General features: G+C 43.1%; 24 protein-coding genes. 16 read left to right on the top strand and 8 right to left on the bottom strand.

Annotation, left to right across the window (positions count from 1 at the left end):
• Window positions 1–280 precede the first annotated feature (280 nt).
• From ACTWPX_RS02295 to ACTWPX_RS02260, 8 genes are all read left to right on the top strand, one after another.
• Window positions 281–1282: a substrate-binding domain-containing protein gene (locus tag ACTWPX_RS02295; protein ID WP_443118338.1), complete on the top strand. Its 1002-nt coding sequence runs from the start codon at window positions 281–283 to the stop codon at window positions 1280–1282.
• A 62-nt stretch (window positions 1283–1344) separates the two neighbouring features.
• A complete protein-coding gene (locus tag ACTWPX_RS02290) occupies window positions 1345–2298 on the top strand; it encodes a sugar kinase (RefSeq protein WP_443118337.1) in 954 nt (317 codons plus the stop codon).
• Window positions 2299–2306: 8 nt separating this feature from the next.
• A complete protein-coding gene (gene hxlA / locus ACTWPX_RS02285) occupies window positions 2307–2960 on the top strand; it encodes a 3-hexulose-6-phosphate synthase (protein WP_128525260.1) in 654 nt (217 codons plus the stop codon).
• The gene (gene hxlB, locus ACTWPX_RS02280) at window positions 2932–3486 is read left to right on the top strand and encodes a 6-phospho-3-hexuloisomerase (protein ID WP_443118336.1); all 555 of its coding nucleotides are present in this window, start codon (window positions 2932–2934) and stop codon (window positions 3484–3486) included. The genes hxlA and hxlB overlap by 29 nt, the downstream gene beginning before the upstream one ends.
• A gap of 148 nt (window positions 3487–3634) precedes the next feature.
• Complete coding sequence (locus ACTWPX_RS02275; RefSeq protein WP_443118335.1) at window positions 3635–4660, top strand: TRAP transporter substrate-binding protein; 1026 nt, start codon at window positions 3635–3637, stop codon at window positions 4658–4660.
• 71 nt (window positions 4661–4731) lie between these two features.
• Window positions 4732–5208, top strand: coding sequence for a TRAP transporter small permease (locus tag ACTWPX_RS02270; protein WP_443118334.1), 477 nt, complete (start codon window positions 4732–4734; stop codon window positions 5206–5208).
• A complete protein-coding gene (locus ACTWPX_RS02265) occupies window positions 5205–6494 on the top strand; it encodes a TRAP transporter large permease (protein ID WP_443118333.1) in 1290 nt (429 codons plus the stop codon). The genes ACTWPX_RS02270 and ACTWPX_RS02265 overlap by 4 nt, the downstream gene beginning before the upstream one ends.
• Before the next feature lie 207 nt (window positions 6495–6701).
• The gene (locus tag ACTWPX_RS02260; RefSeq protein WP_443118332.1) at window positions 6702–7214 is read left to right on the top strand and encodes a hypothetical protein; all 513 of its coding nucleotides are present in this window, start codon (window positions 6702–6704) and stop codon (window positions 7212–7214) included.
• Between the two features lie 420 nt (window positions 7215–7634).
• Here the strand turns inward: ACTWPX_RS02260 and ACTWPX_RS02255 are convergent, their stop codons facing one another.
• A complete protein-coding gene (locus ACTWPX_RS02255; RefSeq protein ID WP_443118331.1) occupies window positions 7635–8114 on the bottom strand; it encodes a GyrI-like domain-containing protein in 480 nt (159 codons plus the stop codon).
• Between the two features lie 265 nt (window positions 8115–8379).
• Between ACTWPX_RS02255 and ACTWPX_RS02250 the strand changes: the two genes are divergently transcribed.
• Together ACTWPX_RS02250 and ACTWPX_RS02245 are read left to right on the top strand one after the other, a co-directional pair.
• Window positions 8380–8751: an iron chaperone gene (locus ACTWPX_RS02250; RefSeq protein ID WP_443118330.1), complete on the top strand. Its 372-nt coding sequence runs from the start codon at window positions 8380–8382 to the stop codon at window positions 8749–8751.
• 68 nt (window positions 8752–8819) lie between these two features.
• Window positions 8820–9572, top strand: a complete 753-nt coding sequence (locus ACTWPX_RS02245; RefSeq protein ID WP_443118329.1) for an AAA family ATPase — start codon at window positions 8820–8822, stop codon at window positions 9570–9572.
• Window positions 9573–9865: 293 nt separating this feature from the next.
• Here ACTWPX_RS02245 and ACTWPX_RS02240 read toward each other — a convergent pair whose 3' ends face one another.
• Both ACTWPX_RS02240 and ACTWPX_RS02235 read right to left on the bottom strand, forming a co-directional pair.
• Window positions 9866–10846 carry a sortase domain-containing protein gene (locus ACTWPX_RS02240; RefSeq protein ID WP_443118328.1) on the bottom strand — a complete coding sequence of 327 codons (981 nt, stop codon included), beginning with the start codon at window positions 10844–10846 and terminating at the stop codon, window positions 9866–9868.
• Window positions 10847–10910: 64 nt separating this feature from the next.
• Window positions 10911–12239: a copper amine oxidase gene (locus ACTWPX_RS02235; protein WP_443118327.1), complete on the bottom strand. Its 1329-nt coding sequence runs from the start codon at window positions 12237–12239 to the stop codon at window positions 10911–10913.
• A 279-nt stretch (window positions 12240–12518) separates the two neighbouring features.
• Here ACTWPX_RS02235 and ACTWPX_RS02230 point away from each other — a divergent pair, with 279 nt between their 5' ends.
• Window positions 12519–13388, top strand: coding sequence for an SDR family oxidoreductase (locus ACTWPX_RS02230; protein WP_443118326.1), 870 nt, complete (start codon window positions 12519–12521; stop codon window positions 13386–13388).
• Between the two features lie 24 nt (window positions 13389–13412).
• Window positions 13413–13934, top strand: a complete 522-nt coding sequence (locus ACTWPX_RS02225; protein WP_443118495.1) for a D-lyxose/D-mannose family sugar isomerase — start codon at window positions 13413–13415, stop codon at window positions 13932–13934.
• Between the two features lie 107 nt (window positions 13935–14041).
• Here the strand turns inward: ACTWPX_RS02225 and ahpF are convergent, their stop codons facing one another.
• Together ahpF and ahpC are read right to left on the bottom strand one after the other, a co-directional pair.
• Window positions 14042–15574 carry an alkyl hydroperoxide reductase subunit F gene (gene ahpF / locus ACTWPX_RS02220; protein ID WP_443118325.1) on the bottom strand — a complete coding sequence of 511 codons (1533 nt, stop codon included), beginning with the start codon at window positions 15572–15574 and terminating at the stop codon, window positions 14042–14044.
• Between the two features lie 14 nt (window positions 15575–15588).
• Window positions 15589–16155, bottom strand: a complete 567-nt coding sequence (ahpC, locus tag ACTWPX_RS02215; RefSeq protein WP_128525274.1) for an alkyl hydroperoxide reductase subunit C — start codon at window positions 16153–16155, stop codon at window positions 15589–15591.
• 417 nt (window positions 16156–16572) lie between these two features.
• On the opposite strand from ahpC, the gene ACTWPX_RS02210 reads away from it, so the two are divergent.
• On the top strand, window positions 16573–16941 hold the full coding sequence (locus tag ACTWPX_RS02210) for a hypothetical protein (protein WP_128525275.1): 369 nt from the start codon (window positions 16573–16575) through the stop codon (window positions 16939–16941).
• Between the two features lie 86 nt (window positions 16942–17027).
• Here ACTWPX_RS02210 and ACTWPX_RS02205 read toward each other — a convergent pair whose 3' ends face one another.
• On the bottom strand, window positions 17028–17381 hold the full coding sequence (locus ACTWPX_RS02205) for a hypothetical protein (RefSeq protein ID WP_443118324.1): 354 nt from the start codon (window positions 17379–17381) through the stop codon (window positions 17028–17030).
• Window positions 17382–17509: 128 nt separating this feature from the next.
• Between ACTWPX_RS02205 and ACTWPX_RS02200 the strand changes: the two genes are divergently transcribed.
• Both ACTWPX_RS02200 and ACTWPX_RS02195 read left to right on the top strand, forming a co-directional pair.
• Window positions 17510–18202 carry an LppM family (lipo)protein gene (locus ACTWPX_RS02200; protein WP_443118323.1) on the top strand — a complete coding sequence of 231 codons (693 nt, stop codon included), beginning with the start codon at window positions 17510–17512 and terminating at the stop codon, window positions 18200–18202.
• A gap of 243 nt (window positions 18203–18445) precedes the next feature.
• The gene (locus tag ACTWPX_RS02195; protein ID WP_443118322.1) at window positions 18446–19354 is read left to right on the top strand and encodes a hypothetical protein; all 909 of its coding nucleotides are present in this window, start codon (window positions 18446–18448) and stop codon (window positions 19352–19354) included.
• Window positions 19355–19426: 72 nt separating this feature from the next.
• On the opposite strand, the gene ACTWPX_RS02190 is transcribed toward ACTWPX_RS02195, so the two are convergent.
• Window positions 19427–19894 (bottom strand): SRPBCC family protein, encoded by a 468-nt coding sequence (locus tag ACTWPX_RS02190; protein ID WP_443118321.1) that lies wholly within the window; start codon window positions 19892–19894, stop codon window positions 19427–19429.
• A 93-nt stretch (window positions 19895–19987) separates the two neighbouring features.
• Window positions 19988–20950 carry a helix-turn-helix transcriptional regulator gene (locus ACTWPX_RS02185; protein ID WP_443118320.1) on the bottom strand — a complete coding sequence of 321 codons (963 nt, stop codon included), beginning with the start codon at window positions 20948–20950 and terminating at the stop codon, window positions 19988–19990.
• Window positions 20951–21038: 88 nt separating this feature from the next.
• Between ACTWPX_RS02185 and ACTWPX_RS02180 the strand changes: the two genes are divergently transcribed.
• Window positions 21039–21920: an SDR family oxidoreductase gene (locus ACTWPX_RS02180; RefSeq protein WP_443118319.1), complete on the top strand. Its 882-nt coding sequence runs from the start codon at window positions 21039–21041 to the stop codon at window positions 21918–21920.
• The last annotated feature ends 149 nt before the right edge of the window (window positions 21921–22069 follow it).

Raw genomic sequence — 22069 nt, 5'->3', positions numbered from 1 at the left:
TTGGGTGAGTAGGAAAATTCCATAGCCGAGCCTATCGAAGCCTTAAGATATCCATTTCGCGCCACATTTATCGAGCTTATCAAGGTGCTTGCACTTTTTCTGAATTTAAAAAACTTATCAAAAAATTTGACACTTGAACCCTTGCTATTAAGGCTTTCTTTTAAACCAAATAAAAATAGAGATTCCTTACCCTCTTGTAAAACGCTTTCATGTAGTCTACAATACTAATAAATCGATTTACTAAACCGATTTAGTACCAATAGGAATGTGGAGATTAGTTATGAAAACCGTAACGATTGGTGATGTAGCGGCACAGGCAGAAGTGTCGAAAAGTACCGTATCCCAATACTTAAATGAACGATATGACTATATGGGGGAGAAGACGAAACAGCGCATTCAGGATGCGGTTGAAAAGTTGGGATACCAGCCGAATATCGTGGCGCGAAGTCTTAAACAGAAGTCCACAAAGACGATTGGTGTCATAGTGGCCAACATTTTGCACAATTTCACCACAGAGGTGACACGGGCTATCGAGGATGTATGTCACGAATCTGATTTTCACACGATTATCTGTAATGCTGATGACGATCCCTTCAAAGAGAAGCATTATATTAAAATGCTTCGTGCAAAACAGGTGGACGGACTGATTATTTTCCCGACAGGTGATAACCGCGACCTCTACCAAAAAATGTTGGACAGCTCCTACCCAGTTGTTTTTATGGATAGGGAGTTGGAAGGGGTGGAAATTCCTTCTGTTCTGCTTCATAACAGTAAAGCGGTTGCCCTTGCTGTAGAGCATTTTGTTGAACAGGGCTACCGACGAATCGGTATGATGACAACCTCCCTAAAGCATCACACCACCCCAAGGATAGAGAGGGTGGAAGGATATAAGAATACTTTGAAAAAGAATGAAATCCCCATCCATGACGAGTACATCATCAGCGTAGATTCTCAAAGTCTCCAAACAGAATTAGAAGAACTGCTTCATTTGGAAAAACCACCAGAAGCGATTCTTGCCGGGAATGATTTAGTACTTATTGAAACGCTTAAATATGTGAAACATAAAGGTTTGCGAATACCGGACGACCTTGCTGTCATTGGGATTGACGATGTATCCTTTGCCAGTTTCTACACCCCATCAATTACAACGGTCGCACAGCCGACTTTCAAGATGGGGAAGGCAGGGGCGGAACTGCTTCTGAATAAAATCCAAATGAAAAAAGAGATAAGGAATTCATCACTAAGGTTTGAACCAACGTTAATGGTCAGGGATTCTGTATAAAGGAAATCGCCGGTCTCACTAGAAGACTGTGCCGGGCAGATAAAAGTAAAGGGGGAAGAAGAATGAAGGATATCATAACTATTGGTGATGCGATGATCACCTTTGATCCAACAACAAATGGTCCACTAAGGAATGTTCACTCATTTGAAAGAAAAGCAGGAGGGGCCGAGTTTAATTTTGCCATAGGCTGTGCCCGCCTTGGTCTAGATACTGGTTGGATCAGTCGATTAGGCAAGGATGAATTCGGCAAATTCATTCGGAATTTTGCCAGAGGAGAAGGAATCGATGTTTCCGCTGTCAAGCTAGTGGACGGTTATCCAACCTCTCTTAACTTCAAGGAAATACGCGAAGATGGAAGCGGAAGCACCTTTTATTACCGAGCTGACTCACCAACGAAAACTTTAACTGAACAAACATTGGATGTCGACGCGATAAGGCAAACGAAAATCCTCCACATTACTGGTGTCTTCGCAGCCATAGATCCAGAGAAGAACCTAAGGCTGCTGAAACGGGCCGTAACGATTGCCAAAGACCATGGCGCACTCGTATCGTTTGATCCCAATATTCGTTTAAAGCTTTGGGGTAGGGAAAAAGCGAGGCAGTCGTTGTCACAGCTCCTCCCATATGTAGACATTATCTTGACCGGAGTAGAGGAAGCAGAACTTCTTTTCGGTGTCAGTCAACCAGATCAGATTGTAACCGCCTGTGAACGTTATGGTATTTCGACCGTTGCGATCAAGCAGGGAGAGAAGGGAGCCTTTGGCTATATGGGGGGAATATCCATGACGATGCCCCCGCGCCTGCCGAAAAAGGTAGTCGATACAGTTGGTGCGGGAGATGGTTTTGATGCCGGATTTATTTATGGGGTGCTTCAGGGCTGGTCATTAGATAGAACGCTGAACTTTGCAAATACGATTGGATCGATGGTCGTTAGTGTGTATGGAGATAATGAAGGACTTCCTGAACTGGATGAGGTACATATTCAGCTTGGAGAAAAAGAGTACGTCGAAAGGTAGGGAAGAAGATGAATTTACAGCTTGCTTTAGATCGAATGTCTGAAAAGGATTGCTTCCAAGCTATCGAGGACACGAAGGAATTCATCGACTGGATTGAAGTGGGGACAGGAGTTATTAAGGAGTATGGCATGCAGATTATCAGGGATATAAAGAAAGCGTTCCCACATATGACCCTGGTTGCCGATATGAAAACATGCGATGCAGGAAAACATGAAGCTGCACAAGCATTCGAAGCGGGAGCGGATATCACAACCGTGATGGCATTCTCCGCGGATCAGACGATTAAAGATACGTTAAAAGTAGCTGAAAATTATCAAGGGAGAATCATGGTCGACTTGCTCGGAGTTAAAGAGGAGACTAGGATTCAGGAACTATCCGGCTTAGGAGTTGGTCTTGTCAGCCTTCACTTTGGAAAAGACATGCAGGCATCGGGAGAGATGGCCGAGGAGGATTTGTTTTCACTTGTAAAGAATCATCCCCACTTCGATATTGCCGTTGCCGGAGGGATTAATTTAGACTCTCTTCCTTCCATACTGGATAACCGACCGGACACTTTAATAGTGGGCAGTGGCATTACGAAGAATACAGACCGCCATGGGGCCGCCTCAGAAATGAAAGGAATGATGATGAACCATGAAGCAAACCATTCAAACCGTCAGTGAAGAAATTCAGCACGTGCTTTCCAATGTAAAAGAACACGAAGCAGCAGAACTTGCTAATCAGCTCCTTTCTGCTCAAAGAATATTCGTTTCAGGAGAAGGACGTTCGGGGTTTATGGGGAAGGCATTCGCCATGAGACTCATGCATGCCGGGTTTACAGTTTATGTGACAGGCGAAACCATCACCCCAAGTATTGAAAGAGGAGATTTGCTGGTTGTGGTTTCTGGCTCAGGTTCTACCAAGTCCTTGCACCAATTCGCTTTAAAAGCCAAAGAAGCTGGTGCGGTGGTAGCAGCTGTTACTACCAACCCGCGATCAGCAATCGCTGAAGTCAGTGACTGTATACTGGTTATTCCCGCAGCAACAAAAAAGCGGCTGGCAGAGGAACCTCAAACAATTCAGCCGCTTGGCAATCAATTTGATCAATCCGTACACCTGGTACTGGATGCAGTGATTATCCACGTGGTTCATCAACAAGAAGGGGAGTCTCATGAACAAATGACGAATCGTCATGCAAATTTGGAATAGGGGAACAGGGCACGAACCGGCTGGAGAGGCAAATTTAAATGATTTGCCACATTTGGCTAAGGCGTACATGGAGAATTCAGAAGCTATTAAAGGGAAGGTTTTCAATTAATTGTAAGCGGATTCAATCACTTTAAAGGAGGAATACATGATGAAAAATTCTTTATCACTTTTGTTAGTTATGATGTTTGCGGGTGTATTCGCATTGGCAGGATGCAGTGGAGATGAAGAAGCAAGTGGAGCGTCTGGAGATGGTAAACTGAAAATCATCGCCGCCCACAACCAGACGTCCCCCGACAACCCTTATCAAATTGGCATGGAAGCATTCAAAGAATCTGCAGAGAAATCTGATGCCAATATTGAAGTTGAAGTGCACGCAGGCACTTTAGGAACAAGTGAGTCTGAACTTGTCGAGAAGTTGAAACTCGGTGCGGCTGACGTTGTGTTGGTATCGCCTGGGTTCATGACCAAAACAGGGATAGATGAAATCGACCTTTTTGCACTTCCTTATGTATTCGATAGCTATGAGCACTGGGAAAGCGTTGTAGATGGAGAAGTGGGAGAAGAGATGGAAAGCATCATTAACGAAAAATCAAATAATGACTTCAAGCTCCTTGGATACTGGTCGGCAGGCGTTCGTCACTATTATGGCAAGAAACCTTTGAATTCTATGGAAGATCTTGAAGGTTTGAAATTCCGTACCCAAACTTCCGGGGCAATCGCTAACTATTGGGAACAGACGGGAGCCGTACCGACTTCTGTTGCCTGGGGAGAATTATACCAGGGACTTCAGCAGGGTGTTGTTGATGCCTCGGAAAACTCTTACCCGTACTTCGTTCAGGAAAACCACCATAAGACAGATAACGGAAAGTATGTGACAGAAACAGCACACGACTACACCACTCGTTTCTTACTGATCAACGGTAAGAAATTCGAAAACTATTCAGATGAACAGAAGGATGCGATTATGAAAGCGGCAGAAGCCTCTGTTCAAAAAGAACGCGAAGCAGTGAATAAGCAGGAGGAAAAATACAAGCAACAGGCTATCGATGATGGGGCAGTAGTGAACGAAATCGACCGCCAGCCATTTATTGACCTTGCCAAACCACTCTTAGAGGAACGTGCAAAAGAAATCGGAGCTCAAGATCTATTGAATAAAATTAATGAAATGAAGTAAGAGAAGCGAAGGCTTGGGGCATCTCCATGGTGCCCTTCCCTTTTCACTTCTTGAATAAGGAGGTTTCATCAGTGATTAAATGGCTTGAACGAATTCAGTTAACAATAGGGGTCCTGTTTCTCGTCACTTTTTTCGTCACGATTATTATACAGGTCATGACACGTTTCACAGGTGTTTCAGCTATTTGGACAGAGGAAGTAGCAACTTATTCGTTTATATGGTCTGTTTTCATGGGGGCAGCTGTCATGCTGAACAGAAGGGAGCACTTCCAGTTTGACTTCCTATTGAAGAAGTTAAAAGGAAAGGGCAAGAACAGTCTATATCTTATCAATGATGTGATATTACTAGCCTTCAGTTTCGCCATCTTTTATTACGGAATTCAGGCTGTCCAAAACTTTTGGGCATACGAGTGGGTCTCACTGGAGTATATGAAGATGGGATATGTATGGATTTCCGTACCGATTATGGGAGCGACCATGTTCATTTACACACTTGCACATATTCTGCGAAACGTTAAAAACTTCAACACAAGGGAGGTTGCAGAATGATCGGTCCACTATTAGTTTTTCTATTCATCTTATTGATGATCATCGGTATTCCAATTGCTTTTGTCATTGGGATTGTTGCAATGATCGGTATTCTCAATGTTCCATATATCCCAGAAGTTACAGTGCCGGTCAAAATGCTGAACGGCCTTGATTCATTTGTTCTGTTAGCTGTGCCTTTATTCATTCTGGCAGCGAATTTGATGAACAGGGGACAAATCTCCCAGAAATTGATCGACTTTTCGTTATCACTCGTCGGTCATATTCGCGGCGGCCTTGCGCATGCTAATATTCTTGTATCGATGCTGTTTGCCGGAGTTTCCGGGGCTTCCCAGGCTGATACAGCAGGTGTCGGGAAAATTTTGATTCCCAATATGAAGAAGCAGGGATATGATACCGGTACAGCTGTCGGAGTTACGGCTGCCTCCTCCACCATCGGGGTAATCATTCCGCCGAGTATCCCGATGATCATCTATGCTGGGCTGACAAATGTTTCCGTAGGAGCACTTTTCCTTGTTGGAATCATTCCAGGCATTCTTATCGGTTTAAGTATGATGGTAATTGTTTATTTCTTAGCGTTGAAACGCGACTATCCAACCTATCAAAGGGCTTCTATGTCCAACTTCCTGAAACAGTTTTTGGATACGATACCGGCGTTAATGACTCCTGTGATTCTGATTGGCGGGATTATTACAGGAATCTTTACAGCTACAGAAGCGGCTGCGTTTGCTTCTATTTATACAGTCATTGTCGGTATGTTTTACTATAAAACGTTGAAGCTGAAGGATTTCCCCAAGGTTTTTGTAGATACATTGACACTAAGTTCTCTATCCTTGTTCGCCTTGGCTGCGGCTAATGCCCTTGGTGAATTGATGAGTTACTACCAATTGTCCCTTTGGGCGGAACAATTCTTCGCTAATAACATTAGCAGCAAATGGGTCTTCTTGTTGATTATCATCGCCTTTTTCCTTTTTGTAGGGACATTCATGGATGCCATCCCTGCTATGATTCTGTTCATTCCGGTCGTCCTGCCTGTTGCGATAACGTTTGACATCAGTCCGATCTTACTTGGAATCATTACCATTATGACTTTGGCAGTGGGACTGGTAACCCCGCCGTATGGACTCTGTTTATTGCTGGCTGCGAAAATTGGGAAGCTTCCCATTGAGAAGTCTTTCAAATCCGTGATGCCGTATATCACGGTGGTTGTAGTCGTCCTTCTTATCGTTGCTTTCATCCCTAGTATCGCGTTCTATATACCAGAATTGATTAATCCTAGTCTGTTTTAGGAGAGAGCTCTTCCTTTAGAGGGAGAGCTCTTTTTTGGATATCTATGGAGTTTTGAACATTAAGAATGGAATGGTCGTAAGAGCAGATTAGGAGGGATTCAGTTGAACTGTGCAGAATGGATATAAAAGCCCAGTGATACTTTGAAATAGGTTTGTGTTGTGAGAGGGTTCAATATACAAGTGTTTAGTATATGAAAGGGTGAAGTTATGTGTATTAGATTCTTTTTAATAATGATTCTTGCCATTCTGGTGACAGGATGTGAAAACAAGGAAGATAAACATTATTCACTAATGACTTTCATTGAAAAACAGAAGCCTATAGGAATGATAGATATCAGAGATGATTCTCAGGTTTTCAATGCAAATGAAGAAGCAAAAACCAGTCGTGAAACGAAAGTAAAAGAGTTTATATCAATCGTTGAAAATATTAAATTAAAGAAGATTAAAAAAGATCGGATAAGTAAATGGAAGAAGGAAATGAATAGATATTCCAGTGAAGGAGAATTGCTTGATATTGTTATTCAAAATAAAAACAATAAGTATTCTACTTTATTTCTGCAATTAACTAGTGATGGTAAGGGAATGGCAGTGAATTTTGAAGATGGGGGGTCTACAGATGTAGCATTCAAAGTTGAAAATGGTAAACCAGAGACATATGAAGAAGTTTATGATTTTTATAAATCCATTTACGAAAAAAAGACGATAGAAGCAGGAAGCTGATGTTGACTAAATCTAAGGTATAGCAGTATCCCTCCCTGTATAAAAAGCTCCCCGCATTATTCAATCATTCTTGGGTTTAAGTACTGTGCGTTGAGACGGAACGCGAGCGGTCGTGACAACTTGAGGATGTATTTATCAAAAGCAGAACCATCTAGTCTGCCAGGTCAATTTTATTTTTATCGACTTTTTTCTGAGCTCGCCATGTATTCATTATACTTGGAACACCAGCTGCCATACTCACCATAAAACTCCTTATCACATAGAGACATTCTCCAGTATAGAGCGACACACCTATAAAAAAGACCAATTGTCCAACAAGTGCAAACCACGAGGGCTGCCCAAGCATATGTTAAGTTTTCTTTCATTACACACCACTCCTCGTTCTAATAGCTCTCAATAATCACATTTTATGGAAATTTACTATATAATCGGATCGCATAGGTCCACTTTATCTTCACTTTCTGTCCATTTTGAATAAATTTCTAATGACCACTTCTCTGGAACTCTCTTATATCCATTCTCACCAATCCATTTGTGTAAATGAGTATATACTTTAAAAATTTCTGAAGCGTGACCATTAAAGTTTAGAACTGCATATTTCTGTGATGGGACGACTAATTTAACCATCCCATCAGGAATATCCTCAAATTCATGAACTTCGAAGCAAACCCAGTATCCATCGTCTTCTTCTGTAGTCTCTGCAGCTTTGAATGCCCCTATAAGATTAACTGGCTTTACAAGCTGTTTAATTTCACTTTTACGTCGTACTAATGACAAAGAAGCTTCAGGAATCTCTTGACCATAGTCCGTCATATCGTCGCAAACTACGCGAAATCCAACTAAACTCTTTTTGGCAATTTCTCTTATACCATCTAATTTTATAGAATTGAATTTTTCCATTTCTTTAGCCTCCTTTGATTCTTATACCTTGCTTCTAAATATTCATTTCTGCAAAAGGTTATTTTTTCCTCTTTGTTTTGTGACGTGAATAATAAAAGTAGAACGGAATTCCCTTTGCAAATAGAAACCTTATCTGACCTGTAACTCAAATATATTGAGCCAGAAGGAGTTGGGGACTTTTTCTTGAATCTATTTTTTAGTGGGATAATGATATAATTAAACAGGATAGTTTTAATAGAAGGAATAAATTTGAGGAGGAGAATACATGGAAGTTTTTTCGGAATATTTAGCAGGAATCGATAACCCTGACCATCGCGAGCGTACAGAGGAAATCTTTGCGTGGATTATGGATGAATTCCCGAATTTAGAAACACAAATCAAGTGGAATACGCCAATGTTTACCGATCACGGCACGTTCATTATCGGGATTGACCATGCCAAGCATCATATGAGCTTTGCACCTGAACCGGCAGCTATGACACATTTTGCTGAGGACATTAAGCAAGCTGGCTACAGTTCTACCAAAGGGTTGTTTCGGATTAAGTGGAACGAGCCGGTGAATTACGAGTTGCTTGAGAAAATCATCGCCTTTAATATTCAGGATAAAGCAGAGCATACGAGTTTTTGGCGGAAGTAGCAATAAACCTTATGCACTTTCATATAGAGTTCTTAAAGATAGGAATGGAAGGGGGAGGTTGAAAATACATGTTGAATAAAGACAATCAATACATTAAAAGCCTTGATTTAAAATCAGAAAATATAAATTCATATAGGTCTTTCCCTTTCCACTTGCCTGTAATTCGAAATTTCACGGAATTGTTCTTTCATCCTAATGTCACCTATATTGTTGGAGAGAACGGTATGGGAAAATCCACTCTCATGGAGGGGATTGCTATAAAATACGGATTCAATCCTGAGGGAGGCACACTCAATTTCAATTTTTCCAATTATGATTCCCATTCGATCTTAGATCAATATTTACGGTTGGCTAAGGGCGTGTATAAACCTGAAGATCACTTTTTCTTCAGGGCTGAGACGTATTATAATCTAGCGACGAACATTGAGGAATTAGATGAAGATGGTTCATCAGGGCCGAAGATCATCGATTCATACGGTGGCCAATCATTACATAAGCAGTCTCATGGCGAATCTTTTTTCGCTGCATTTACGAACCGTTTTCAAGGGAATGGTTTATATATTCTGGATGAGCCGGAAGCAGCCTTATCCCCTTTAAGGCAGATGTCTATGCTTTCCCGGATTCATGAACTGGTAGAGGAAGGTTCCCAGTTCATAATCTCCACTCACTCTCCGATTATCATGGCCTATCCAAGCTCGAAAATCATCCAACTGAGTGAAGAGGGAATGAAGGAGACGAACTTAGAAAATACGGACCATTACAGGACAATGAAGCAGTTCTATGAGGATAAGGATCGATTGCTCCATCATCTATTCCAATAGGTTATACAACTCAACAACTCTCCTTGTCTATAAAAAAAGAAAAGGCTGGGACAAAAGAATTTTTTCTTTATGAATCAATTAATGCATACGCCGCTCCGGCAACATACTACGGTTTCCGCGGGCACGGCCTCAACCTCCTCAGAAAGCAAAGACCGCTTTCTTCCGGGGTCTTCGCCTCGTGCTGTTCCCGCAGGAGTCTGCGTATGTTGCCTACGCTCCATTTGATTCATTCTACGCTATTGTTCGTCTTTTCCAGTGGCAGTTATCATTTTGTCCCAGTCTATTTTGCCGAGCTATTCTTCAGCAATAGGAGAGGGCTCCGATTCTTGGCCGCTTTCCCCTACGGTCGTTACATAATATTGAAATTCAGAAGCTTCTGGGTCGGCATAGGATTTTCGTTCATGGCGTGAAATACTTGCTACTTTTTCAAATGATTCTCCGTCCTTGCTGCGGTAAACACGATAACCAGCCACATAATCTTCGCGTACGGCGTGCCAGGTTATAAACGTGCCTTGGACGTTTACGTTTGCGGGCGCATCTATTTCTTCTTTTGCTGGGACGGGTTCTTTCAGCGTGGAGTACACCACAAGACGGTCCTGATGGCCGCCGCGGTCACGTACGAACTCTCCGGTACAGGTAATCAAATTCAAGCGTTTTTCATCGGTTTTCCCAAAAATCCGTGTGATTGGAGATTCCTCCATCGGATAACTTTCCAACTTTTCTACGACGTAAGTTTTCGTTTCCCCTTCATCGTTCTTCACCGTTATCTCATCGCCCTTTTTCAGCTTCTTCAAATCATAAAAAACAGCAGGTCCTGTACGGCTGTCCACATGGCCGGCGATGACTGCGTTGCCTACATTCCCAGGCTGGGTGCCAGGTTCGAACCACCCTGCTTTTTGAGGGGATTCTGGCACTCCCATCTCACCGTTATCTAAAACGCCGACTGCTCCAAGAGGTGCATCCACTTCAATCGATGGGATTTTGATATGGGTAGGGACGATCCCTGTATCTGCTTGTTCCTCATTTTTGATGACATCTTCAGATTTTAAAGACTGGCTGTTGTTCAGCACAGTGAATTCGCCATCTAATATCTCTTTTTTATCATCTGAAGAAGCTGATAGTTCAGACGCATTTTGTTCTGCATTTTCCACCCGAACAATGTCAGGGTTGGATTCAGAGTCGGACCACAGAGCGAAAGCATTCATTTCATAAGCCACCATGAGTAAGGCAGCTATGCCCAGCACTGTAAAGTATAACTTCCAATCCAGCTTCATCGCTCATCACCTCTTTTGATAGAAAAGAAGAAGAGAGAGTATTCTCTCCTCTTCCGTCTTTAATTTACTGGTTCACTTTTTTACGATAAACCAAACCTGCTGAGGCAGCAGCAAGGATACCAAAGGCGATCCACATCCAAGCTGTCACACCTTGATCACTTGTACCACCCATACCTGTATCAGGCATAGCTTCCGGCATCATTTCTCCACCGAATTGATCCGGCTTTTGTTTGACGATCGCATCGCCTAATGTTTCTCCAATGCCGAACATGAATCCATATCCTTCACGGAAAGAATCATAAGTTGCTGCATAATCTCCCTCTACATAATGATTGAATGTCTGCAGAACATCTTCTTCATGAGCCCAAATGGCTGCGGTCGCGTCTTCCTCGGAAAGGTTGCCTTCCGTTTCAGTTCCTAGGAAAGCACCGAAATCTTCAGCAAACATTTGCAGGCTTTGTTCAGCCATTTTTCTCGCTTCTTCATCTTCTTCAAGGGTTGCTGTTACAAGATTCGATTGTGCATTAATGTGATCCTGCTGCCAGACTTTCTCAAACTGTTCAGCACCTTTGTCGCCATAAATGGAAGCGATAGCCGCTTTGAAATCACCTGTATGCTGGTTTTCTGCCCATGTCACAAAGTCATAGTCATCTGCCTGGTTGAAGCCTTTCTGCATCTCCAGTGTAGCAAGGGCAAAGTGCTCAGAGGCTAGTGCATTCAGATTGGAGCGCAGATCCGCTGCTTTTGAATCGGCTTTGGTTTGGGCGAATTCTTCTGGCATTTGTGTCACAATCGCAGTGGATAGAGCTTTACTAATACCGAACATGCGGTTGAATCCTTCACGGAATGCCGTATAAGCTTTTTCGTATTCTTCATTTACATAGTGATCAAAAACGCTTAAGACATCCTGTTCATGGGCAGCTAGAACTTCTTTAGCTGCTTCTTCAGAAAGGTTGCCTTCTGTTGCCGTAGCCAAAAAGCTTCCGAACTCATTTACAAATTCGTCTACTTCCGCTTCAGCCTTCTTACGGGCTTCCGGATCATCACTTTTCGCTGCTTCCACAAAGCCGTCAGCGTAGTCGTTATGACCACGGAAAATATCCTCGAATTGCGCAGCCGCTTCTTCGCCGTATACAGAAGCGATGGCCGGGGTCATATCGGCAGCATTCTGATCAAGCTTATCCCAGACTTCATCTGCATCTGGTGCGTCTTCATACGATTTCATCATATAGGTAGTCGCCAGTACAAAGTGTTCCGATAAGAGCTGATCCAACGATGATCTCAAGTCTGCTGCCGGCGTCTTCACGGTTGCGCTGTCGTTTGCCATGGCTAATGATGGGACGAGAAGTACGAGGGCCATGAAGGTTACTAGAATTCTTTTCATTTGTTTCATGTGACACTCTCCTTTGAAAAAATTTTGTTTGTTTACTTTTCCTGTACAGCTATCGAAAAAAAGTGATCATTGGATCACTTTTTTTAGGGAATTTATTAAAGTTTCTGTAAAACCTTCAATTGAATCTTTATGTGTTGGTGTTAAACGTAGATGGTTTATTTCAAAACGGTACTTTTCACCGAAATTTCCCATGCATCCGTTTACAAGTGTTTATAAATAGTAAAGGAAAGGTATTTTCCTTACATGGACTAAAAGATCAAAAATAAAGGAGAATGTGCGATGGATATTCATAAAAGACAGGTCGGCGGTCAGCCGAAACAGACGCAAGCACGCCAGCCGGGGATAGAATCTGAAATGGATCCTCTTCCCGTACAACCGCTCGATTACAAAGGGAGCGAGAAGCTGCTTGATCAAGTTGCTTTGATTACAGGAGGAGACAGCGGAATTGGCCGAGCCGTTGCCATCGCTTATGCGAAGGAAGGCGCGCATGTGGCGATCAACTATGTAGAGGGAGAAGAAAATGATGCAGAACAGACCAGGGAGTGGGTCGAGCAGGAAGGCGTGAAATGTTACTTGATCCCAGGAGATATAACAGAGGAAGAGACATGTAAGGAGCTGATTGAAAAGACTGTGGATCACTTCGGTCAACTCGATATTTTGGTGAACAATTCAGCGGTTCAATATCCGACCGAGGATCTTCAGGATATTTCCTTTGAACAGTGGGATAAGACGTTTAAAACGAATATCTACTCGATTTTTCATTTAACTAAATTCGCGCTTCCGCATTTAAAGGAAGGGAATTCAATCATCAATACCACTTCCGTCAACCCTTATAAAGGAAATCCCGCACTCATTGACTATACGGCAACAAAAGGGGCGATTGTCGGCTTTACCCGGAGCATGGCAGCCAATCTCGTGGAAAAAGGAATACGTGTTAATATGGTGGCTCCAGGTCCAATTTGGACACCACTTATCCCTTCTACTTTTGATGAAGAGAAGGTGGGCGAATTTGGAACCGACACGCCTATGAACCGTCCGGGACAACCATCAGAGTTAGTAGGTCCCTATGTACTGTTAGCCTCCAAGGAAGGTTCTTATATGACTGGCCAGTGTATTCATGTCAATGGCGGTCAGATTATGACATCGTAGACAGAGAGGAGGATTAGCGTGAATATTAATGGATTGAGCGACCGGAATGTCCAGCGTAAAGTCAATGAATACTTTCAAAAGGCAGATGTCATCCTGAGTGATGATGAAATCCAGTCGATCGAGGTGAATGATTTTGGGCTCAACCGGTTGGATGAGCTGGGGCTTCAGCTGTTTGTCTATATCAATACAGATCGCTACTGTGCGAAAGAATGGGTGTTATTCCCGCGTCAGACTTGTCCGGAGCATTATCATCCTCCGGTGACCGACGGAGATCCCGGCAAGGAAGAAACATTTCGAGTGAAATTCGGGACGGTCTACCTGTATGTAGAAGGAGAGACAACGAAACATCCTAAAACGCAGCCGCCGGACCAAGATCGCGATTATTTTACCGCTGCCCATGAAGTTGTCCTTAAAGCAGGTGACCAGTACACAATCCCGCCGAATACACGGCACTGGTTCCAGGCCGGAGAAGCGGGGGCTGTCACGGCGGAATATTCGTCCCCAAGCACCGATGATCATGACATTTTTACACATGCGGATATATAAGAAAAAGCGGGGCCGTAGAGGTCCTGCTTACTAATTGCCGATGGTAGGCAAAAAAATCCCGGAATTGGTTCAACCAACTCCGGGATTTATCTTAATCTTTCAACCTATCAGTTGCGAATCAAGTAATCAAACGCACCAAGTGAAGCATTCGCACCATCACCCATAGAAATAATGATCTGATTGTGCGGGCTGTCTGTCACATCTCCGGCAGCAAACAAGCCAGGGACATTCGTTGAGCCTTTCTTATCGGTTACAATTTCACCGATTTTGTTGGTTTCAACGTCTTCGTCTAACCATTCGGTATTCGGTACAAGCCCGATTTGGACGAAGACACCTTCAAGTCCGATATGCTGCTCCTGCCCTGATGCACGATCGATGTACGTGATGCCATTGACGTTGTCTTCACCAGTGATTTCAGTCGTCTGGGCATTCGTTTTGACTGTCACGTTCGGAAGACTGTTCAGGCGTTCTTGCAGCACATCGTCTGCTTTCAATGTGTCAGCAAATTCGAGCACAGTGACATTTTGCACGATTCCAGCAAGGTCGATGGCTGCTTCGACGCCGGAGTTCCCGCCACCGATGACAGCGACATCTTTACCTTCGAACAATGGACCGTCACAGTGTGGGCAGTAGGCGACACCTTTGTTCTTGAACTCTTCCTCGCCTGGGACGCCGATTTGGCGCCATCGTGCGCCTGTCGAGATGATTGCACTCTTACTTTTCAGGACGCCGCCATTGTCGAGTTCTATTTCGAACATGCCATCATTCTTTTCTAATCCTTTGACACGCTGGAGGTTCATGATATCGATCTCATAGTCCTTCACGTGCTCTTCAAGGCTTGTTGCGAATTTCGGACCTTCGGTGTTTTTGACACTGATGAAGTTCTCAATCGTCATCGTATCAAGAACCTGGCCGCCGAAACGTTCCGCTACGATTCCGGTACGGATTCCTTTACGTGCGGCATAAATCGCGGCACTCGCACCAGCAGGTCCCCCGCCGACAACGAGGATGTCATAAGGGTCACGGTTTGTGAATTCCTCTGGGTCCGGACCGTCACTGATTTTCGCGACGATTTCTTCAAGGGTTGTGCGACCGCCATTGAAAAATTCCCCGTTAAGGTAGACAGATGGAACCGCCATGACATTGTTGTTTTCCGCTTCCTCTTTAAAAGCAGCACCGTCAATCATCGTGTGACTGATGCCAGGGTTCAACACACTCATGATATTCAGAGCCTGGACGACATCCGGGCAGTTATGGCAGCTTAGACTGACATAGGTCTCGAAATGATACTCCCCACTGATGTTTTGGATCTGCTCGATCATCGTTTGATCGACTTTCGGAGCGCGTCCGCTTACCTGCAATAAGGCAAGGACTAGGGAAGTGAATTCATGACCAAGCGGAACACCAGCAAAGGTAATGCCTGTGGTCTCTTGAGGACGGTTCACGCTGAAGCTTGGTGTGCGGTTCAGTTCTTTATTTTGTACAGTGATTTTCGGTGACATGGAGGCAAGCTCATCGGTGAGAGCCAGCATGTCGCGGGAGACGTCATCGTCTCCCGCGCTGACTTTCAACTCGATGTCACCTTCTAAAAGCTTAAGATATTCTTCTAGTTGCGCTTTTATTTGTGCATCGAGAACCATATTTGTTTCACTCCTTAAATTTTACCTACTAGATCAAGGCTTGGCGTAAGTGTTTCTTCGCCTTCTTCCCATTTCGCAGGGCAAACTTCGCCTGGATTGTTGCGTACATATTGTGCGGCTTTGATTTTACCGACAAGGTTATCTGCATCGCGGCCAATTCCGCCTGCGTTGATTTCTACTGTTTGGATGACGCCATCTGGATCGATGACGAAAGTACCACGGTCAGCAAGGCCGTCTTCTTCGTTCAATACGTCGAATTGACGGGATAGCTGCTGAGATGGGTCACCAATCATCGGATATTTGATTTTGTTGATTTTTTCAGAGCTGTCGTGCCAGCCTTTGTGGACGAAGTGCGTATCTGTAGAAACAGAGTAAACTTCAGCACCGAGGTCTTTTAAAGTTTCATAGTTATTTTGAAGGTCTTCAAGCTCAGTCGGGCATACGAAAGAAAAGTCTGCCGGGTAGAAGCAAACAATGCTCCACTGGCCTTTGAAATTTTCTTCTGTTACATCGATGAAATCTTCACCATCTTTGAATGCTTTTGCCTGGAATGGTTGTACTTCTTTTCCGATTAGAGACATAATAAAATTCCTCCTGTAGTGTTTGTTGATCAGCTACGCTCTTTTGCGCAACTGTTTATAATAATTCTAATCCAGTAGCTATTATTATATAAAATCTGGTGTTTGTCAACATATACGCAACTTTGTCGAAAATTCACCTGTTGGTCCCTTTTGCTAGTTTTTAAAATTCATGTGTGAGAATTTTATAAAGCTGGGTCATTATCATTACGCTCGTGGGAGTGAGAGAAGCTTTTCTTTATTTGAGTCCTAAATCCCTCCCAAGTCTCGTTCACGAATAGAAAGGCAGCTAAACCCTTTTTCCGTGTGAAAGAGCTTTATGAGAGGGTGAAGTGATATTTAAACGCTTATGAAATTTTTCTTCCTATTCCGACCTTCCCCTCATAAGATATAACCATGAGCAGGAGAGGAGGAACTTCCATGTCTCGTACAATATCCCGTGGTAATAACCTGATCTTCCACACAGACCCTGGCGGACAAACCATTCGCGCTGGAAAGTGGGTGGATGTGACAAAATCATACCCGGACGGCATAAATGTGAGTCCTTTTTATACAATCAGGGTATTTGGGGGAAATCGCGTGGTGTCAGAAGGCCCCGTCACCTTCAAACTGATTATGAAAATCGATCAGGTCAGTTTTTTAATGTTGGACACCATCACCGTTTCTCCTGGTGAACAGTTTACCAAAACATATGACGTTCCCGGAACAGGTCTTGCGATTAAAGCTGAAGCTGATGTTGGAGGCGGCATTGATGCAGTAGATGTAGCGGTATTTGGATATAAGTTTTAACATTTTTGAGACAGGGAGGAGATGGCCCTGTTTTTTGTTGTTATTAAAGTGGTCATCTACAAAAAGTTTTGTAAATGACCTGTTTTTTAGTCCATCAATTCGATCGTATAGGAACCGCGATCTGTGAGCAGGGAAAATTTTTCATTTTGATATTGGTACTGTGTCGAGTCTTCGAGAGGTATTTCATAATAAGGTGAAGGGAGTGGCTGTGCGTTCTGCGGTTCGGTCGCAAGTCGTCCTCTTCCATGCAGGTACAAAGAATGCATCGGTTCATACTTATCGATTCTTCTTGTGTCAGTGGAGTATGATATTTCTTCTATATTCATGATGATGGTGTCCTCGTCACGAAGTTCATTTTTCGTTACTTTGACGGTTTTACCACTCCATAACTGCAGCAATTGGTTGAATTCTTCGATTGTCAAGATTTGTTGTTCACTCATCTGAATCCCTCCTGTATTTATAATTTCCCGGCCATCATGAATCATACTGTTCCGTGATATAATTTATCCAATGGTAATATATTGGAAAAGACACCATTCCATTTTTTACTCAATAAGGAGAGTTACATATGAAAATCAGCAGGCTCTTGTTCTGTATTGCTTTCATTTTTATACTGACTGGCTGTGTGCAAGGCGATTACGCGTTGAAAATCAACAAGGACGGCAGTGGGGAGAGTACAATTACTGTCGGAATAGAAGAAGATGCTTATGAACAAATCGGAGGCCGCGGCGAAGGAATGATCGACTCTGTCAATAATGAACTCGAGTCCCGGGGGTATACCATCGAACCATATGAAGAGGATGGTCATGTCGGTTTTGTCGCGGAAAAAACTTTTGACGACGTACGAGACATGGAGGTGCTCCCTGTCACAGCCGGCCTTAGTGAAATGGGGGCAGCAGCCTCAAGCGGAGGATCGCCTATAGAGATGGAGACTTCCAGTGGTCTTTTTTTTACAACTTATAAAGTAAAGGGAGAAATCGACCTTGAACGGACGGGGTTATTAGGAGGTATGCAGCAGCTGGTGGCCAATCAGATGGACCTCACATTCACGCTCGATTTGCCGATCTCACCAAAGGATCATAATGCCGATCGGACAGATGGCAATAGGCTGCAGTGGGATATCGATACAGCTGGTGAAACTGAGGCGATGGTGGAAGTAGCCGTCCCGAAGGTCCGAAATATCATTGTGGCTGTAGTTTCCGGTCTCCTGGTTTTGACGCTGCTCGGTTTCTTAATTGTCCGAAAGCGTAAGGCTGTTTAATCGCTCGATAACCTTTTGGTGGTTGTTATATTTGAAAAGGGAATAGCTTGTGTGGGCCGTGGGCGGGAAAGTCCTTATGGGCTTAAGAGGATAAGAAGGGAATTGTCGGATGGTTCATCTTTCCATTATTCGACAGAATCATTTATATTATAGAAAGAAGAAACAGCGTTGAACGTGGTTCCATTAACTATCAGTGCTTGCGTTCAGAGTCCTGCATCGACCAATCAATATGGAGGGTGAATCATGGAATCACTTATGAAAAAGTTGAAAAAACCGCTTGTCCTAGTTACTGCCTTTTCCATTGTCGGCGCAGGTTCTTCTTTTACGGTTGCACCTGAACAAGCAGAGGCGAAGAGTTGGAAGCATGAACTTGGTCAAACGGAAAACCTGAAGTATCCAGATGAGATAGTGGCGGGTGTGTTCAAGAATTTACGAAAAGAGACGCGCGGTCCGCTCCCTTTCTCAGAAGCTTTGCGTATGATTAACGAAATGAATAAGGTGGAAGTGATGGACAATTACTTGAATCGTACCGGTAAAAAAGTGAAACCTGAGGAGATCCGTGACATTGTAAGTCAAGTGTACGGTATTGATTTGAATACCATTTCGGAACTTGGAGCAGGTAAACAAACGAGCACCTTTTCAGATCATGTTTTTGAAAAAGTGGAAAAGGGTTTAAAAGCAGATGTGACAGAGGCCACTCTTATGAGCTTGAGCAAAAAAGAAGTCATGGATTTGTATTGGGCTGGTTTCGAAGGGCGAATGGATGGGGCGGATATGCGCCGGATGATCAATGAAGTCTTCGGTATCAACTTGGAGGGCATCGCCAACCTTGAAGGTTCCGGTGTATCGCTTTTTTCTAAAGAACAGTGGATTTCCCAATATGAACGTGATTTGTTTGTCGTCCATACAGGGTTCACCGATGTGGATGTATGGGTGTATCCGACAGAATATTTCAAGGAACAGACAGGGCTTACCGAGCTTCCGCAACAATTGAAAAACAAACTGAGGGACCTCGGATTTACCTACAATGATGAGGTAGGTGCTTATTATTACAGAAATCTGACGGGTGAGTCTGTGCTGGATGATTTCAAAGGGAAAACGCTTGGGGCCATCATCAGAGTTGCGAACGAGGAGTATAGTGAATTGAAATGAAGAAAAAATGCTAGTAATGGCAAACGAGACGCCTGGATTTTAAAACCAGGCGTCTCTTCTCTATCTATGGGATTAAAAGGCTTCTTTATAATATTCTCTTAACTCAACGGCGTTGTCTTTCCATTCAACCGGTTGCCCGTTGACAAGCAAGTCAAGGGCATCCAGACATCTGTGCCATCCTGCAGCCACATACATTGCCAATTCATTCTCGTCAAAAATATGGGTGAAGATCATTTGGCATCCTTCACCTTCTTCTAGTAGGGAAATTTGTAGCAAATCGTCCATTTCACGGAATTCGAAGGTATGGGGTTTCTTTAATTCCGTTATGACCGCTTCATATGTCGATCCTTCCCCGTCATCCATGGCAATTTTCCCACCTGGTCTGAGGTCCATCTCTCCTGTCGCGAAAGGGTACCATTGAGAGAAGACACTGGGAGTCGTGATGACACGGAAAACTTCTTCTCGTTGATAAGGAAAATAACGTTCAAACCTTAAAGCATAGCGGCCGTTTGACTCATGCAGTGTTCCATATTCATTCATGTTTCACCCTCCATGTCTTATATGTTAATTAATATAAAAGATGACCCTTTTTATTGTCTCATACCCTTGTGATTTATTACACCTCGATCCTGCTCACCTATATAGGTCAATGATTTCCTTTGCTCGGTTTGTTACTTTTTCAATTAAATCCAATGGAGAAAGAATTTTTACTTGGTTTCCAAACCCGACTATGTAGTTAACAGCTTCTTCTTCGGTGTTGAAGGTCAAACCCAGTTCTGTCCATCCATTTACTGTAGTCTTCCCCTCATATTCTGTCTGCACGAAGCGTCCAGTAAACTTAATTCTTTGATGGGCAAAAGGAGAAACGTTCACCTTTACTTGAAACTCTGGCAGACTTTGCATGAATAGTTTTTTGGATTCCTCCCAATGGTCTGATAGTTTGAAATCAGATGGCCTGTTAAAATCTTCATCCATTATTTCACCCTCTATGATTCGGGTGATTTTATAGCTCCGAAATTCATCTTGCTGGTTCAACGCTATCACATACCAATTACTTGATTTGGCCACTAATCCAAGTGGTTTGACTATGGAATCTCTTATTTCTCCATTGGCTTTTTTGTAAGAAATGGTTACTTTTTTATTGTTCATAACCGCTTCTTTCATTACTTTCATAGCAGGATTCATTTCATTAGTGCTGTTCTTCCACGTACCCATATCGACATATATTCTTTCCCAAAGGTTCACTGCACTTTGCTTGGATCCTTCTGGCAAGGACAACATGAGCTTATCCCTGATATCCTTTGAGGAAATATCCATGTTTAAGTCATTCATGATTTTTTCAGCATGAGGCAAGAATAGCGAAAGCATTTCTTTTTCCTTCAACCAGCTCAGTCTTTGCTTCCAGTTATCGACAAGCTTCCATCCTCCTGCTTTTCCTCTTTCCGCATAAACGGGGATTCCGGCTGCACTTAATGATTCCATGTCTCTATGGACCGTTCTTTCGGAAACCACAAGTTCCTCAGCCATCTCCCGGGTGGATACAATTTCTCCATGTTGCAAAAGAAGCAGAATCTTAATTAATCTTTCAGCTTTCATCTGTTATTCTCCTTATTTTTTAATCATGACAGTATATGTCATATATATAACTTATTATAAGGTTACATAAATAGAAAGGGTGATGAAGATGAAGCTTGAAATGAATCTGGAAAATAAAATAGCAATTGTAGCTGGAGCAACAAGGGGAGCGGGCCGCGCTATGGCAATCAAACTTGGGGAAGCCGGAGCAACTGTCTATGTGACTGGACGTACAACAAGAGGAGGAACCTCCCCCATGCAACGGAAAGAAACCATTGAAGAGACAGCTGAACTGGTCAATGATGCGGGGGGAGATGGCATTCCTGTAAAAGTGGACCATACAGACGAAGCACAAGTAGAAAAGTTCATTAACAAAGTGAATAGGGAACAAAATGGACGTTTGGATATTCTTGTGAATGATGTGTGGGGAGGAGACCCTCTCACAGAATGGGGAAAAGATGTCGGGGATCATAATCTTCAAAAGGGATTGCAAATGCAAAAACAAGCTGTACAAGCTCATTTCATTACTTCTCATTTCGCATTACCTTTAATGAAAAAGAAGAACGCGGGATTGATTGTAGAAATTACTGACGGGGTAGATTCTGAATATAGAGGGAATTTTTATTATAGTTTAGCGAAGATCTCCAACATTCATATGGCAAAAGCGATAGCAGAAGACTTAAAGGATTACAATATTACTTCAATAGCATTAACTCCAGGATTCCTCCGTTCAGAAGCAATGTTGGAGCTTTTCGGAGTAACAGAAGAAAATTGGAAGGATGGAGTGAAAGTGGAAAAGCATTTTATTGCATCTGAAACCCCTTTTTATATCGGGGAAGCTCTAAAATATCTGGCTTTGGATCCGGACGTACGTAGATTTAACGGAAGAACATTAAGTACTTGGGAGCTTTCAGATATTTATGGATTTAAAGATGTGGATGGAACACAACCGCATTGGGGCAACTATTATAAAGAACATGTTGAGAAATAAATTAATACATCTCTAAGGATGTAGAATACCATACAATAATTCCTGCATGATATCTCACTGTTGAAATCCAATCATCCGCGGTGTATAAGAATGAACAAGAGACCAAGTCGCCTATGATTTGGTCTCTTGTTTTGTTCTCCACCTTCACG

The organism is Halobacillus sp. H74 (assembly GCF_052246715.1).
GTDB classification, from domain to species: domain Bacteria; phylum Bacillota; class Bacilli; order Bacillales; family Halobacillaceae; genus Halobacillus; species Halobacillus litoralis_A.
This window is presented reverse-complemented; position numbering and strand designations above follow the sequence as displayed.